At 59.4% G+C, this 15,063-nt stretch carries 13 protein-coding genes; 1 reads left to right on the top strand and 12 read right to left on the bottom strand.

Annotated features, from left to right (window positions below; translation table 11 throughout):
- Positions 1–51: 51 nt before the first annotated feature.
- The 8 genes from C3F36_RS20270 to recR all read right to left on the bottom strand — a co-directional run bounded on the left by C3F36_RS20270 (position 52) and on the right by recR (position 9,121).
- Entirely contained in the window at positions 52–414 is a 363-nt protein-coding gene (locus C3F36_RS20270) for a DUF2750 domain-containing protein (RefSeq protein ID WP_010674427.1), read from the bottom strand.
- A 123-nt stretch (positions 415–537) separates the two neighbouring features.
- Positions 538–2,166 (bottom strand): methyl-accepting chemotaxis protein, encoded by a 1,629-nt coding sequence (locus tag C3F36_RS20265; protein ID WP_233759680.1) that lies wholly within the window; start codon positions 2,164–2,166, stop codon positions 538–540.
- 162 nt (positions 2,167–2,328) lie between these two features.
- The gene (locus tag C3F36_RS20260) at positions 2,329–3,633 is read right to left on the bottom strand and encodes an inosine/guanosine kinase (protein WP_010674425.1); all 1,305 of its coding nucleotides are present in this window, start codon (positions 3,631–3,633) and stop codon (positions 2,329–2,331) included.
- A gap of 175 nt (positions 3,634–3,808) precedes the next feature.
- Positions 3,809–4,201: an MAPEG family protein gene (locus tag C3F36_RS20255; RefSeq protein ID WP_104455791.1), complete on the bottom strand. Its 393-nt coding sequence runs from the start codon at positions 4,199–4,201 to the stop codon at positions 3,809–3,811.
- 64 nt (positions 4,202–4,265) lie between these two features.
- Entirely contained in the window at positions 4,266–5,240 is a 975-nt protein-coding gene (hemH, locus tag C3F36_RS20250) for a ferrochelatase (protein WP_104455790.1), read from the bottom strand.
- A 119-nt stretch (positions 5,241–5,359) separates the two neighbouring features.
- Complete coding sequence (adk, locus tag C3F36_RS20245; RefSeq protein ID WP_010674422.1) at positions 5,360–6,004, bottom strand: adenylate kinase; 645 nt, start codon at positions 6,002–6,004, stop codon at positions 5,360–5,362.
- A gap of 239 nt (positions 6,005–6,243) precedes the next feature.
- Positions 6,244–8,157, bottom strand: a complete 1,914-nt coding sequence (gene htpG, locus C3F36_RS20240) for a molecular chaperone HtpG (RefSeq protein WP_104455789.1) — start codon at positions 8,155–8,157, stop codon at positions 6,244–6,246.
- Positions 8,158–8,518: 361 nt separating this feature from the next.
- Positions 8,519–9,121, bottom strand: coding sequence for a recombination mediator RecR (gene recR, locus C3F36_RS20230; protein WP_010674419.1), 603 nt, complete (start codon positions 9,119–9,121; stop codon positions 8,519–8,521).
- A gap of 603 nt (positions 9,122–9,724) precedes the next feature.
- Here recR and C3F36_RS20220 point away from each other — a divergent pair.
- A complete protein-coding gene (locus C3F36_RS20220; RefSeq protein ID WP_233759679.1) occupies positions 9,725–10,705 on the top strand; it encodes an IS5-like element IS5 family transposase in 981 nt (326 codons plus the stop codon).
- Positions 10,706–10,827: 122 nt separating this feature from the next.
- On the opposite strand, the gene C3F36_RS20215 is transcribed toward C3F36_RS20220, so the two are convergent.
- From C3F36_RS20215 to C3F36_RS20200, 4 genes are all read right to left on the bottom strand, one after another.
- On the bottom strand, positions 10,828–11,745 hold the full coding sequence (locus tag C3F36_RS20215; protein WP_104454370.1) for an IS5 family transposase: 918 nt from the start codon (positions 11,743–11,745) through the stop codon (positions 10,828–10,830).
- Positions 11,746–11,970: 225 nt separating this feature from the next.
- Complete coding sequence (locus C3F36_RS20210; RefSeq protein ID WP_233759678.1) at positions 11,971–12,447, bottom strand: type VI secretion system contractile sheath domain-containing protein; 477 nt, start codon at positions 12,445–12,447, stop codon at positions 11,971–11,973.
- 36 nt (positions 12,448–12,483) lie between these two features.
- Positions 12,484–12,987, bottom strand: coding sequence for a type VI secretion system contractile sheath small subunit (tssB, locus tag C3F36_RS20205; RefSeq protein WP_041215379.1), 504 nt, complete (start codon positions 12,985–12,987; stop codon positions 12,484–12,486).
- A gap of 661 nt (positions 12,988–13,648) precedes the next feature.
- Positions 13,649–15,010 (bottom strand): tetratricopeptide repeat protein, encoded by a 1,362-nt coding sequence (locus C3F36_RS20200; protein ID WP_233759677.1) that lies wholly within the window; start codon positions 15,008–15,010, stop codon positions 13,649–13,651.
- Positions 15,011–15,063 lie beyond the last annotated feature (53 nt).

The following is a 15,063-nucleotide window of genomic DNA, read 5'->3' as shown; positions in this document are numbered from 1 at the left end:
ACCGGCCCCCTTCCGGGGGCCGGCTCATCACAATCCGGCAGGACGGCAGACTCAGGCGTCCAGTTCCACCAGCGCCTTGGCCAGCTCGATGGGCTCGAGCTCCTGACCTTCCAGATCGGCGTTCCAGTTCGGGCCGACCAGCACGTCATCCTCGTCCAGATCGTTGATCCAGATGTCCAGGAACTCTTCGAGCTCGATCACTTCCGGCTCGTAATCCGCCCACTCGTCCACGCAGTGCAGGCGGGCATCCCCTTCGGCGGACCAGAGCGGCATCACGTCCGCATCTTCGAACTCGGCGGAGCGGCACACCACCCAATCTTCACCGTAGCGCAGACCCCACACCTGACCCGACTCGCGGACTTCTTCGATGAACAGCTGGAAATTGGCGTCAAGATTGTCAGTTAGTTTGCTCATGGGGTCTCTCTCTTGCAAAGCAATGGCAGGCTGTCGGCCAGGGCTGGCCGAGAATGGGGCAGATGGTGTCCCAAAAGCCCCCCAGACTCAAGCCTTATCCCGAAAAAGCGGGGATAAAGGCCGTCAGATGCGATATTTCGCCACCAGGGCCCCCAGCTCGTCGCAGGCCAGCGCCAGTTGCCCGGATGCCTGCTCGGTCAGCCGGTTCTGGGCCAGGGCATCCGCCGCCAGCTGGGTGATGGCCACCAACCGCTGGTTGATCTCCTCCGCCGCTCGACTCTGCTCCGCCGCCGCCGTGGCAATCTGCCCATTCATGGCAGTAATGGTGTGGACGGATCCATCGATGGCATTGATGGCGACATCCGCATCGCCGGCCCTGTCCGCCGTCGCGCGGGAGAGCTGCTGTAATTGGCTGATGCCGCTGACCACCTTGCCGGCCCCCTCCTGCAACCGCTGGATCATCTGCCGGATCTCGTCGGTGGAGCTGTGGGTGCGGGTCGCCAGGGTACGCACCTCATCGGCGACCACCGCAAAGCCGCGCCCCTGCTCCCCGGCCCGTGCCGCTTCAATGGCGGCGTTGAGGGCCAGCAGGTTGGTCTGCTCCGCCACCCCGCGAATGACGTCGAGCACGGAGCCAATCTGCTGAGTCTCCTGCTCGAGGCGGCTCACCGCCTGTACCGTCTCCACCATCTCGTCCGCCAGCTGGCTGATGGACTCCCGGGTCTGGACCACCACCTCGCGGCCATGCTGGGCCAGATTGAGGGCCGAGTCCGCCGCGTCGGCGGCCTGGGCCGCGTGCTGGCCCACTTCGCGGCTGCTCACCGTCATCTGCTCCATGGCGCTGGCCACCCGCAGGGTATCCTGCTCCTGGCCGGTGACGATGGCGCCGGTACGCTCCACCACCTCGGCCAGCTGGTGGGCATGCACCCGGTTCTGATCCGCTATCTGCTGGCTGCGGGCCACCAGCTGCGCCATCTGGCTGGCGAAGAGGTTGAAGTTGATGCTGAGCTGGCTCAGCTCGTCACGCCCCGACTCCGGCAGACGTACCCGCAGATCACCCTCCCCCCTGGCGATGTTGCCAAGGGCCGAGACCGAGCGGGAGAGGGGTACGACGATGCTGCGCACAATGAGGCCAACCACGGCAAACAGCAGGAGGGCCAGCACCAGCCCGATCCCCAGCAGGGTGTGCAGCACCTCCCGGTACTGGGCCTCGACGTCGTCCACATAGACGCCGGTGCCGATGATCCAGTCCCAGGGGGCGAAGCGCTTGATGTAGGAGATCTTGCGTACCGGTTCGTCCACCCCCGGTTTGGGCCAGTAGTAGGCCACCTCCCCCGCGCCCTGGGCCCGCGCCAGATCGGCGAAGGCGACGAACAGCCTGAGCCCCTGCTTGTCCTCCACCCCGGAGAGATCCTTGCCGTCCAGCTCGGGTTTCATGGGGTGCATCACCATGGTGGGGTGGCTGTCGTTGATCCAGAAATAGTCATCGTTGCCGTAACGCAACCCCTTGATCAGCGCCAGCGCCTCGGCCTTGGCGCTCGCCTCGTCCATCTCCCCCTTGCGCACCCTGGCTTCCAGCCCCGCCACCAGGCTGTAGGCGGTATCCACCTGAGCCTGAGTCTGGCGGCTCTTCTCCCCCATCAGCCCCTGCTGATAGATCTGCAGGCAGAAGAACAGCAGCAGTCCCAGCAGCGCCAGCACCATCAGGGTCACCAGCGACAGACGCCGACCGATACTCCATTGTCTCAACATACCCTCGCCCCGCAGCAGCTACATATCCTTAACACAAGGTATGCCGCCGCGACGCGGGCTGTCCACGATGTCAGCAAAAGCGATGCCAAAAACATGATCCAGCCCCAAAAACAAGAAAGGGTGCCCAGTGGCACCCTTTCTCGTGGTCGACAGGAAGAGGTATCACCGCTCCCAGTACACCTCTTCCAGGCTGTCTTCCTTCTCCGGCAACCCGCGGGAGAGGCGCGGGCTGCTCTGGGCCAGCACCTCGTAGCTCACCCGGTTGGCGTACTTGCACACCTGGGCCAGAGAGGAGTAGGTCAGGAATTCCGAGAGATGCTTGGCGGAGTTCGGCACGTTCATGCGGTGGTAGGCGTTCGCCACCATGTCGTGCAGCACGGCGGACAGCGCCCCGTCCCCTGCCCCGTTGGTGTTCTTGATCTTCTCCGGGCCGCCCATGTAGGGGGAGATGTGGGAGTAGATACGCGCAGGCTTGCGGCACTTGTCCCGGGCCATGGGGCGGCTGAACTCGTACATGTTGAACTCGGGGATGACGCCGGGCAGCAGGGTGTGGGTGGTCTCGCGCTTGTAGTCCTCGTCGGTGTAGCTCGCCATGTAGAGGCCGATGGGGCCGGCGGTGCAGAGCACCATGTCCGCCCAGTCCAGCGCCTTGTCGGCCGCGCCGAGGGGATCCTTTATCCCGGTCAGGGCCTCCGCCTCGTCCTCGTTCATGGCGAGCACGGTCACGTTCTCGCTGATGAAATCGCGCCACCACTGGGGATTCTCGTCGATGACGAAGCGGGTGCCCAGGGTCAGCACCACAGGCACCCCGGCCTCGCGGGCATAGCGCACCGCGGCCATGGCGGCCTCCTTCATGGGGGTGCCGTCGGCGCCGCGCACCAGGTAGGCGGTGATCACCAGGGCCGAGGCCTCCTTGATGATGGTCTCGGGGATGTGGTCCACATCCAGGTGATCCATCTTGCCGGCGTTGATGCCAAAGCTGCGCTCTCCCCCTTCGGTGATGAAGGTGAAGCAGCGCCCGACCGGGCCGTCCACCGGCTGCAGGTAGTCGAGGTTGACCCGGGAGGAGGTGTTGCACAGATAGCGGTAGGCATAGCTGCCGATGCGGATGTCCTGGCTCATGACGCCAAGCAGGATGGAGTGGGAGTCCGCCAGCACGGAGTAGTTGTGCATGGTGTTGCCGATGGTGCCGCCGGCAAATTCGCTCACCACCATGTTGTTGGCCTTGAGCTCGTCGTAGACCAGCTCCGCCACTTCGTCGGAGATGAGCATGGAGTGGCCCTTGCTCAGGCCGTACCGGTTCAGGAAGTCTTCGTCCACATGGGCTTCGATATCCACCAGAGTCTGATCGATGCCCACTACATAGGCCTTGCCCAGTTCGGTGAGCTGGGAATTCTGCGGGATCAGGGGATCACGTCTGTCGACCGGGAAGTAGTGTTTGGACTTGCGCTGACCGGGAAATTTCATGGCAATCTTCTGTGCTCTGGGGAAAAGAGGGGCGGGATTTTAACACAATCCACCACGCCGAAAAGTCGCACGATTGAATTTTGAGGTCAGTATAGACAAGGGTTTGCGAGGAAAACGTTTGACTTGGCTGCCACAAAAAACCACCCCGTGGCGGGGTGGTGTTGCGGGATGACATTCAGCTTGCCGAGAGCCCCTGCACCAGGGCCAGCACCGAGAACATCCCCAGCGACAGCCAGAAGAAGAGGGTGCCGAAGAGGCGCGGCATGTTGGGAGCTCTGGGGATCTGGATGCCGATGGCATGCAGGATGCGACCCACCAGCAGCAGCACACCGCCCAGGTGCAGCCAGAGCGCCCCGACCCCCGCCAGTTCGCACAGGGCCATCAACAGCAGGGTGAGGGGCACGTACTCGGCAAAGTTGCCGTGGGCGCGGATCGCGGCCAGCATCTCGGGGGCTTCCCCCTCCCCTATCATCACCCTGAACTGGGCGCGGCGCTTGACCACCCAGAAGGAGAGCAGCAGGAACAAGAGCCCGAGCAGGCCGGCGTAAATCAGCGTGATATGCATCATCAGGACACTCCTTTATCGTTGAATCCGAACGTCCGCCACGTCGGGCACCGGATGAGAACGGCCATCATGCCAGCTCGCGACAGATGAGGGAAACCATCATGCGGATATGGGCCTGATCGCTGTTGAGGGCCGGGATGTATTCAAACTGCTCGCCACCGGCGGCCATGAAGATTTCCCGGTTCTGCACCTGGATCTCTTCCAGGGTCTCGAGGCAATCCGCCGAGAAGGCCGGGCAGATGACATCGAGCCGCTTGACGCCGCGAGAGGGCAATTCGGCCACGGTCAGGTCCGTGTAGGGCTTGAGCCACTCCTCCTTGCCAAAGCGGGACTGGAAGCTCGCGGTCCACTGCTCCGGGGCCAGCCCCAGCGCCTCCGCCAGCAGGGTGGCGGTGCGCCTGCACTGATGACCATAAGGATCCCCTTCCCGCTCGTAGCGCTCGGGAATACCGTGGAAAGACATCAGCAGATGCTCCCCCTGGCCGTGCTGCTCCCAGTGGCGACGCACGCTCATGGCCAGCGCCTGGATGTACTCCGGGTGGGCATGGTAATCGCGGATGAGCCGCACCACCGGCAGATTGCGCTCGGTTTTCATCGCCCTGGCCCAGGCGTCGAACACCGAGGCGGTGGTACTGACCGAATACTGGGGATAGAGCGGCAGCAGGATCACCCGGTTGACCCCCTGGGCCTTGAGGGCCTGCCAGCCATCGGCCAGCGACGGGGCACCATAGGTCATGGCGAGCGCCACCGGCACTTCGACTCCTTCCCGCTTGAGCTCGTGCTCCAGGGCCGCGCGCTGCTGCTGGCTGATGACCATCAGGGGGGAGCCCTGCTCGGTCCATACCTGCTGATAGAGCTTGGCCACCTTGGGGGAGCGGGTCGGCAGGATGATGAAGTGAAGCAAGGGGCACCAGAGGTAGCGCGGCAGGTCGACGACCCGCTGATCGTGCAGAAACTGGCTGAGAAACGCCTTGACCGCCGCCGTGGTCGGCGCGGCCGGGGTACCCAGATTGACCAGCAAGATCCCGGTTTTCGTGGTCACGTTAGCATCCTGTCGTTCTGTGTCGTGGGAATGGAATGCAAGAAAGGGCCCGGTATGGACCCTTTTCTCACTCTCGTCGCCAACCGGCGAACGGCTGCGTCCTGCCGGCCCTGAATGGCTTAACCGAGAATGGCGGCCAGTTGCTGGCTGACCAGATCCACCGGCTGGGTGCCGTCGATCTTGACGTAACGGGTGTTGCCCGCTTCCGCTTCCTTGCCGTAGAAACCGATGAGCGGCGCGGTCTGCTGATGGTAGACATCCAGACGCTTGCGCACTGTGGTCTCTTCGTCGTCGGCACGGATCACCAGATCCTCGCCGGTCACGTCATCCTTGCCTTCCACTTTCGGCGGGTTGAACACCACGTGGTAGGTACGGCCGGAGCCGGAGTGCACGCGGCGGCCGCTCATGCGCTTGACGATCTCTTCGTCCGGCACGTCGAATTCCAGCACGAAGTCCACGGTCACACCGGCATCCTTCATGGCTTGCGCCTGGGGAATGGTGCGGGGGAAGCCGTCCAGCAGGAAGCCGTTGGCGCAATCCGGTTGCGCGATGCGTTCTTTGACCAGGCCGATGATGATGTCGTCGGAGACGAGCTGACCTGCGTCCATCACGGCTTTGGCCTTGAGGCCCAGCTCGGTACCCGCCTTGATCGCCGCACGCAGCATGTCGCCGGTGGAGATCTGCGGAATACCGTGTTTTTCCATGATGAACTGAGCCTGGGTACCCTTGCCGGCGCCCGGAGCTCCCAACAGAACAATGCGCATACACGCTCCTAGTTGATTGGTTATTCAATTCTTGAGAAGGCAAAAAACTACACGTTTTCGCCCGTATTAACAAGCTCGCCCCGTGTGAGTGGCCAGATTATCACCACACTCCCGCCCCGTCTCTGCGACCAAAGACGCAGACGACGACCACGAAAAATGATTGAAAATGCAGCAGCGCACCAGAGGGGAACGGCCAAAAAAAAAGCCCACTGTCATGCAGTGGGCCAATCACAATCACATCACGCCTGGAGTAGCAGACGGTTGATACGGGAGACGAAGCTCGCCGGATCATTGAGGCCGCCCTGCTCCGCCAGCTGGGCCTGCTCGTGCAGGAGGGAGACCCACTCGCCAAACAGGCTCTCATCCTCGATGGTGCCGAGCTTCTTCACCAGGGCATGGTCGGGGTTGAGCTCCAGGATGTACTTCTGCTCCGGCACCGGCTGACCGGCGGCGCGCATCAGCTTGATCATCTGGGTGCTCATGCCGTGGGCGTCGGTGACGATGCAGGACGGCGAGTCGGTCAGACGGTGGGTGACGCGCACCTCTTTCACCGCCTCCCCGAGGCTCTTCTTGACCCGCTCCACCAGACCGGCGTTGGCTTTTTCGGCCTCCTCCTGCGCCTGCTTGGAGGCGTCGTCTTCCAGATCCCCGAGATCCAGTTCGCCACGGGTGACGGAGACCAGCTGCTTGCCGTCGAACTCGGTCAGGTGGCTCATCAGCCACTCGTCCACCCGCTCCCACATCAGCAGCACTTCGACGCCCTTCTTGCGGAAGATCTCGAGGTGCGGGCTGTTCTTGGCAGCGGCATAAGAGTCGGCGGTGATGTAGTAAATCTTCTGCTGACCTTCCTTCATGCGGCCAACGTAATCCTCGAGAGAGACGGTCTGGGCTTCGCCCTCACCGGCGGTGCTGGCAAAGCGCAAAAGCTTCGCGATCTCTTCCCGGTTGGCGTAATCCTCGGCCGGGCCCTCTTTGAGCACATTGCCGAACTCGCTCCAGAACTTGGCGTACTTCTCGCCATCCTCTTTCGCCAGCTTGTTGAGCATGGTGAGCACGCGCTTGGAGCAGGCCTTGCGCAGGGAGGCGGTCACCTTGTTGTCCTGCAGGATTTCACGGCTGACGTTGAGCGGCAGATCGTTGGAGTCCAGCACCCCTTTCACGAAGCGCAGGTAGGTCGGCATGAACTGCTCGGCGTCGTCCATGATGAAGACGCGCTGCACATAGAGTTTCAGGCCGTGCTTCTGTTCGCGGTTGTAGAGATCGAACGGCGCGCGGGCCGGGATGTAGAGCAGGCTGGTGTACTCCTGGGCCCCTTCCACCCGGTTGTGACCCCACAGGAGCGGATCTTCGAAGTCGTGGGCGACGTGCTTGTAGAACTCCTGGTACTCCTCGTCCTTGATGTCCTTCGGGTTGCGGGTCCAGAGCGCAGTGGCGCGGTTGACCTGCTCCCACTCCCCCGGGGTGCCGACGATGGTTTCACCGTCTTCTTCCCGATCCGGAGTGCCCTCCTTGAACATCTCCACCGGCACGCTGATGTGGTCGGAATATTTGCTGACCACGGAGCGCAGGCGCCAGTCGTCCAGGAACTCCTCTTCATCGCTGCGCAGGTGCAGGATGACGTCGGTGCCGCGACCGGTTTTGGTCACGTCAGCCACGGTGAAGGAGCCCTCCCCTTGTGATTCCCACTGCACGCCCTGCTCCGGCGCGGTGCCGGCGGCGCGGGAGACCACGGTCACCTTGTCGGCCACGATGAAGGCGGAGTAGAAGCCCACCCCGAACTGGCCGATCAGCTGGGAATCCTTGCCCTGGTCACCGGAGAGGTTCTTGAAGAACTCGGCGGTGCCGGACTTGGCGATGGTGCCCAGGTGCTCGATCACCTGGTCACGGGTCATGCCGATGCCGTTGTCCGAAATGGTCAGGGTCTTGTTCTCTTTGTCCACCACCAGGCGCACGCGCAACTGGCCGTCGTTTTCGAACAAAGAGGCATCGGAAAGCGCCTTGAAGCGCAGCTTGTCCGCCGCATCGGAGGCGTTGGAAATCAGCTCGCGCAGGAATACTTCTTTGTTGGAGTAGAGGCTGTGAGCCATCAGGCTCAGCAGTTGTTTGACTTCAGTCTGAAAGCCGTGGGTTTCGGCGTGAACACTTTGGGTCATCGACCAGTCCTCAAAACGTCGGGTTGAACAGATTCCCAAGCTAGATGGGGTTGGCCTTTCAAATATCAAGGGGCTTGCGTGCAAACTTGAGAGCAAATTTGCACACCGGCCCCTCGCTTGGCCCACAGATGCAACCCCCTCCCGGCCTCCCCCTTCACAAGGGGGAGGTGCACTGCCATCCCCTGTCTGGCGAGGAGGGTCAGATTGGGATCGAGCGTGGAGCCAATAGCGGGGTCAGCCTTGCTCTCCCCTGACATAGGAGGGGTGGGATTCGTAGCCCCCTCCTCTGCCAAGGGGAGGGCTGGGGTGGGGTCCATTGCTCTCTCCCCTGCCAAGGGGAGGGGTGGGGTTCGTGGCGTCTTCAGCTCAGACGCTGGCGCCCCATCAGGGAGTGGGAGAGCGTGGTGCCATCCACCAGCTCCAGCTCCCCGCCCACCGGCACACCGTGGGCGATGCGGCTCACCTCCACCCCGGCGGTGCGGGCCATGTCGGCGATGTACCAGGCGGTGGCATCCCCCTCGATGGTGGGGTTGGTGGCGAGGATCAGCTCTTTGATCTGCTCCTCTTGCAGGCGGCGCTCCAGGATATCGAGCCCCAGCTCCTCGGGGCCGATGCCGTCAAGGGGCGACAGGTGGCCCATCAGCACGAAGTAACGGCCGGAGAACTGGCCGGTCTGCTCGATGGCGGCCACGTCCGCCGGGCTCTCCACCACACAGAGCAGGCCGTTCTCCTCGCGCTTGGGATTGGCGCAGATCTCGCAGCGATCGTTCTCGGTAAAGGTGCGGCAGTGGCTGCAATGACCGATTTCGGTGAGCGCCCGATTGAGCAGGGAGGCCAGGCGCAGACCGCCGCTGCGCTCGCGCTCCAGCAGGGTGAACGCCATGCGCTGGGCGGACTTGGGGCCCACGCCCGGCAAGACCTGCAGCGCCTTCATCATCTCATCGAGCAGGGGACTGAATTTCATGGGGATATCCTTTAAAGCCGCGCCGAAGGAGTGATTCGGCCCGCTTGTCTGAAGCGGCGCCGACGCCTCCATCCGAACCTATCTTGTTGGCGCAGGACTATACCCGAGCCGGCCCCGGGCGCCAATGGCCGATCCCGCCACAGTGCCTGACGGCCCAACATCACCCCGGTCGGGGCACTGCACTGAGCGGCAACCTCCCCTATCCCCACAACCCAGATCACACCATGATTGCCAAACCAATTCCCGGCAAATCGGGGAAACCGGGAAGCCCCCCCATATTGCCCCAACTCACTCCCCACCAGCCTCCAGACAAGCCAGCACGGCCAGAAACCATGCCCATATTGTTTGGTTTTTCTATTCGATGACTAGTTATCGTTTAACAAAACCAAACAATAAATGCCCTCTTGAGGTCCCGATTTATGACGTTGCGCCGGTTTTCAACGGCTCCCCCTTCTGTTTTTTCACCCGCCGATTAGTATGACTCACGCGACAACCAGCTCCGTTGAGGCCGTTACCAGGGAACGGTGAGAGCTAGGGAAGGTGCGAACAAGTCCCTGATATGAGATCATGTTTGTCATCTGGAGCCATGAAAAAGGGTTCATCATGAGTCATCAACTTACCTTCGCCGACAGTGAATTCAGCAGTAAGCGCCGTCAGACCAGAAAAGAGATTTTCTTGTCCCGCATGGAGCAGATCCTGCCATGGCAAAACATGGTGGAAGTCATCGAGCCGTTTTACCCCAAGGCTGGTAATGGCCGGCGACCTTATCCGCTGGAAACCATGCTACGCATTCACTGCATGCAGCATTGGTACAACCTGAGCGATGGCGCGATGGAAGATGCTCTGTACGAAATCGCCTCCATGCGTCTGTTTGCCCGGTTATCCCTGGATAGCGCCTTGCCGGACCGCACCACCATCATGAATTTCCGCCACCTGCTGGAGCAGCATCAACTGGCCCGCCAATTGTTCAAGACCATCAATCGCTGGCTGGCCGAAGCAGGCGTCATGATGACTCAAGGCACCTTGGTCGATGCCACCATCATTGAGGCACCCAGCTCGACCAAGAACAAAGAGCAGCAACGCGATCCGCAGATGCATCAGACCAAGAAAGGCAATCAGTGGCACTTTGGCATGAAGGCCCACATTGGTGTCGATGCCAAGAGTGGCCTGACCCACAGCCTAGTCACCACCGCGGCCAACGAGCATGACCTCAATCAGCTGGGTAATCTGCTGCATGGAGAGGAGCAATTTGTCTCAGCCGATGCCGGCTACCAAGGGGCGCCACAGCGCGAGGAGCTGGCCGAGGTGGATGTGGACTGGCTGATCGCCGAGCGCCCCGGCAAGGTAAGAACCTTGAAACAGCATCCACGCAAGAACAAAACGGCCATCAACATCGAATACATGAAAGCCAGCATCCGGGCCAAGGTGGAGCACCCGTTTCGCATCATCAAGCGACAGTTCGGCTTCGTGAAAGCCATATACAAGGGGTTGCTGAAAAACGATAACCAACTGGCGATGTTATTCACGCTGGCCAACCTGTTTCGGGCGGACCAAATGATACGTCAGTGGGAGAGATCTCACTAAAAACTGGGAATAACGCCTTAAATGGCGAAGAAACGGTCTAAATAGGCTGATTCAAGGCATTTACGGGGCGTTGTTGATCAAATCCGTCGCTGGATGGCCGTTCCCCAACCCGTTGATACCACTCAATTCACTGGCTGGCGAACAGGCATACCAAGCCCTATCAGCTTGTTCATCACCTTCACGCCAGCCAGGATTTCGCCCACCTGGGCGTTGTAGTTCCGCAGGCTCAGCGTTGGCCCGATGAGTTGCTTGAACCGGTACATGGCGGTCTCGGCTATCGAGCGCTGGTGATAGCCGGAGTCTTTCTTCCATTGCTTCAGTTCACCGGCCTTGAGCGCCGTCACCGCCTCGTTGCGGGGATGGCCTTCCTCCCACGGTGCCGCATTTTTTCTCGGCGGTATGGTGGCTTTCGCCCCCTTCTTCTTCAGTAGCGCATGACAGGCCTTGGTGTCATACGCACCATCGGCGCTGACCTGTTTTATCTTGCGTCGTAAGGGGTTGAGCAACGTCGGTAACACCTCGTTATCCGCCACCGTCTCCAGGCTGACTTCGGCAGCGATGACCGCATGGGTTGTGGCATCCACCGCCAAGTGGAGCTTGCGCCACACTCGTCGCTTCTCCTTGCCGTGTTTGCGAATTTTCCATTCGCCTTCGCCATAGACCTTGAGGCCGGTTGCATCAATGACCAAGTGAGCCACCGGGCCTTGGCTGGGGACGCGGTACTTGATGTCGACGGTCTTGGCGCGCTTGCTGATACAGCTATAGTCCGGCGACTGCAAAGGCACCGCCATCAGTTGGAACAACGAGTTAATGAAGCCTTCTAGCGCCCGCAGCGGCAACTTGAACAAGCCTTTTAGCATCAGGGCCGTCTCAATGGCGGTGTCACTGTAGTGGAAACCTCTCCCTCGGCGGCCATGGTGGACCAGGCAATGCCACTGCTTAATGGCTTGTTCGTCCATCCAGATGGTCAACGAACCGCGTTGCACCAAGGCTTGGTTGTACTGCTGCCAGTTGCTGATCTTGTGCTTGGACTTGCCCATCTGATGCTCTCGGAGACTGCGCTACAGGATCAGATCACCGAGATGACAGATAGTTCCCCGATTTGAGCAACAAGGCCCATTTACGGGAGAAAAAATCGGCTCAAACATGAAGAAATGAAATGACTGAGTCAGCCGAGAAGAATTTCCCCGCTTATTCGCACCTTCCCTAGGGAAGGTGCGAATAAGTCATATGGCACGAGAGCATTTACTGGTAACCCATTGATATTAAATGACTAAAATTTTCATTTTTTGTTCGTGGGATACTTGTTCGCACTTTCCCTTGTAGAGGCCGGACTGGGTGATTTCAGGAGAAAATTCAAAATCTTCCAGCAGCTCTTCCTTGGTGGCGTGCAGCACCTGGATCTTGATGTTCTCGCGAAAATCGGTGCGATCCACCAGGAGCTTCAGGGAGCGCCAGGAGGACTCCAGCTCTTGCAGCTCCTTGGCGTGCAGGATGACGTCCATCTGCTTGCCGAGTTTCTTGTCGAGCTCGACGATCATGCTGTCCACCAGCGCCTTGTTCACCGGCTCTGTGGTGGTGCCGCTGTCCAGAATGTTGGCAATCAGGGCTGCAACGCCCTGCTTGGCGACGCTATAACCCTCATCCACCGGGGTGATGCGGGCCTGCGCCATGATTTCGTCCAGCAGGGACGAGGAGGCTGCACTCGCCCCCGCTTGAACCTGTTCTTCGACCAGAGACATAATTTTTCCTTATAAGTCAGTCAATTAATCTGCTGATCACTCGGCAGGCTTAATCAAATCCAGCTCCTTGAGCAATTGCTCGCGAGCGTCGTCACTGGACAGCAGATCCTGCAGACGGTTGCGGAAGGCGGGGATATTGCCAAGCGGCCCTTTCAGGGCAACCAGCGCCTCACGCAGCTCCAGCAGCTTGCGCAACTCGGGCACTTGCTGGGCAACGCTGTCAGGGGTGAAGTCTTCCAGGGACTGGATTTTGATCGACACGGGCAACTCGTCCTGGCTGTTCTCCTCCAGGCGGTTGGGAACCGAAAAATTCAGCTCCAGTGCAGATTCTTTCATGACGGAAGAAAAATTATTCTTGTCGATGGAGACGGTCTGACGCTCCTCGATGGGGGTCTCTTCAGAGCGCCCTTTCATATTTCCAACCACCATCATGGTCAACGGAAGCTCTATTTCCGCCTGTTGGCCACCGGTTGCCGGCACATATTTGATATTGATACGTTCTTTGGGCGCAACAGTGGCGCCATCAATCCCTTTTCCCATGCTCTAGATACCAAGTTGAGGATCCATGAAGACCCAAAAGCTTATAGCCAATGCTTTTGTCGGCAACTGTAAAAAATGACAGTTGACGTGCTCAGGACGAAAATGAACAAAAAAGCACCAGACAACCACGCCTTTTCGATATATTCCAGGAGAGAGCCTGGATATCCAAAAAGCAGCATTCAGCTTGTTATTCAATACAATCCGATTACGTCTCTACTCTTCGTTAGAGATCATACCTGGCTTAAGAGCCATTTGTAGCGAATGGTATATTTTTGATGATGATAACGTCAACGACAAATATATTTGCACATGTATCAAAATCAAAATAAACCCACAAAAACAAATAAAAACAACAAGATAGAGTCAAGCCATCAAAATGTAAACTTGGACAAAAAGTGTATGAAAGTTGTATTTAGTGAAGAGTTAAATAGGAAAAATATGATTTTAAATCTTCATGACCTCTCATGATAAGCCATAAGCCGCGCTCATTTTCCGAACACAAAAAGAGATTTTTCTGACAACATCCGATATTATTTTTGTCAAAAAAACCGCCAGGATGCATTATCAAGGCGGTATTGGATGGCGATAATAAGTGGGAAATGGCTTTATCCACTCACTGTTATTTTTATCACTATATCTCATTCATGTTATGGGAATGGCATCATATGCCCTCTGACGCCTGCCCCATTTCACCGTGTTTATCCAGCCTGATGAACCAGTGCTGCGCCAGTTTTTGACCGGCACTTTTTTCTTGTGCCGTCATGCCTTTTTCAAGTTCACGGCTGGCGGCGGTTGCATCAATATTGCCATCCGTTGCGGCCAATAAATACCATGCATAAGCATGCAATCTATTGCGGGGGGCTCCCCATCCCTGCTCACGCATGATGCCCATGCGATATTGTGCTTGCCGATGATTGGCGTTTGCCGCAGCCCGATACTGTTTCATGGCTTCGGTGTAATCAGCCTCACCACCCAGCCCCAGTCGCAGCATCTCGCCGTAGGCATATCGAGCCTCGACATTGCCCTGCGAGGCGGCCAGAGAGAGGCTCTTGCGCGCAGCTTTCAACTCCCCCCGTTCCTGTTGCAGGGTCGCCAGTTCAAGCTGAGCCTGGCTCACCCCCCCCGCAGCAGCCAGATTCAGCCAGTGCTCCCGTGCGGTGATATCGCTCTGCTGCAGGCTCAATTGATATTCGGCGTCATGGGAACCATTGCCTGCCGCCAGCTCCAGCCAATAACGGCCAAGCGCAAGGTCCTGGGCAACCAGATCCCCCCTCAGATAGGCCTGCCCCAACCACAGCTGGGCAGGAGCAGCCCCAGCATTGGCGGCGCGCTGATAGAGGCTGAATGCCTCTTCAGAGGGCGCCTTGCTCGCCAGTACCAGCAAAGCGTCCGGCTGTTGCTGGGCTGCGGCTTTCTCATACCAGCGCAGGGCAAGATCGGCGCGCTTTATCACCCCTTTCCCTTGCTCATAGCGAGCGCCAAGCTGGAATTGGGCATCCCGATTCCCTTGTTCGGCGGCTTTCTCCAACCACTTGACGGCCTCTTCATCGGCCCCCGCCTGACCTGCATACCACTGCCCCAGAACCAGCTGGGCATTCCCATGATCCCGCTTGGCGGCATGCTCGAACCAGTCGAGACACTCACTGGTAAGCTTGCCCTTGTGCCGTTGCCGGCACTCCTGACCCAGTTGATAGCTGGCCTCCCCATTGCCCAACTTGGCGGAGCGCTGCCACCACTGCCTGGCCAGTGCAGGATTTTTGGGCTCTCCCAACCCCGCCTGATACCAGCTTCCCACCTGTAGCGCAGCCTTGCCCCGAATATCGGTATCTGCCGCCAGCGGACCGACTTGATCGGCAGCCTGCTTCATCCAGCGCATCGCCTCGGGATAATCCGGCTTCGCCGCCAAACGGTTGGCCAGCTCATATTGCGCCTTGCCCTGGCCTTGCTGGGCAGCTTGGGAGAGTTCAGACTCGGTGAGTCGTGTAGTTGTAGTACATGCAATAAGCAAACTAGCTACTAACATCGATAGTAAAGCTCGATATACCATCTATAACGCCCGCAGTTTTAAACAAGAGG

The sequence above is a fragment of the Aeromonas sp. ASNIH2 genome, assembly GCF_002934795.1.
GTDB lineage: Bacteria > Pseudomonadota > Gammaproteobacteria > Enterobacterales > Aeromonadaceae > Aeromonas > Aeromonas caviae.
Note: the sequence above shows the minus strand (reverse complement) of the source record. Positions and strands in the feature narration are given on the sequence as shown.